The organism is Pseudoalteromonas sp. c7(2019), from assembly GCF_011378625.1.
In the GTDB taxonomy this organism is placed as follows: domain Bacteria; phylum Pseudomonadota; class Gammaproteobacteria; order Enterobacterales; family Alteromonadaceae; genus Pseudoalteromonas; species Pseudoalteromonas arctica.
In genome coordinates this window covers 1-925 of record NZ_WTKS01000050.1, presented here as the reverse complement: position 1 = coordinate 925, position 925 = coordinate 1, and the positions used below count along the sequence as shown (strand labels likewise).

The 925-nt window shown below is 43.9% G+C and carries 1 protein-coding gene; it reads left to right on the top strand.

Going from position 1 to position 925, the window contains the following annotated elements; genetic code table 11:
• On the top strand, positions 1-666 hold a 666-nt coding region (locus GQR38_RS19940; protein WP_165738004.1), incomplete at its 5' end, for an IS110 family transposase.
• Positions 667-925: the final 259 nt, after the last annotated feature.

The following is a 925-nucleotide window of genomic DNA, read 5'->3' as shown; positions in this document are numbered from 1 at the left end:
ATACGTGAGCGACTTCTGCAAAACAGGATTGCTGCAACCAACCAGTTACGCGGTTTATTGGTCGATTTTGGGTATGTATTTCCTGTCGGTATTAAGGCGTTTGAGCAAGGGATAATTGCCTTAGAAAGTGATTCTGAGCTTCGCCCTCAGCTGCGCATAATGGTGAGTGATATTTACACCGAATACAAAACCCTTGTTAAACGCATTAAAGCTATTGAAGCGATGCTTACTGCACACGTTGAACGGGATACAAACGCTAAAATACTTCACTCTATTCCTGGCGTGGGTGTGCTCAATGCCTCAGCTTATGCAGCATCAATCGGGAACGGTCAGGCATTTAAAAATGCAAAAGAGCTGGGCGTCTGGCTAGGATTAACTCCAAAACAATACGCGTCAGGCGATAAAAGTAAAATGTCTGGTATAACTAAACGCGGCAACAGTTACCTACGAAAACAACTTATTCACGGTGCTCGCGCCCTTATCGCCAGAAGCCACCATAAAACAGATGCGCTAAGCCAGTGGATAAACCAGTTGCGCGAGAAAAAACACTTTAATTGTGTGGTGGTCGCCACCGCACACAGATTGGCTCGACTGATGTGGATATTGCTGACCAAGCAAACTCTCTACTCTCCTCAGTATGTGCAGAATACACAAAAGGATGCTTAATTATGCGTATTTTACACACCAATCACACCCGAGTTTACGACTTAAGGCAGCCTGGTTATGACATAGGTTTTAAAACCTGAGTGGGTGTTTGGGCACTTAAGTCGTAACATACGCTTATCCTGTATGTACTTCACTTATAATGAAACAAAAAGCGCACGCTAACCAAGGTTAACCAGATAAAGACACGAGATTAAATCTCGTTTGGGTGAATATTTTTTAGGTCCCTTGGTACGAAGCTCATTAGGAGCATGGCGCATGA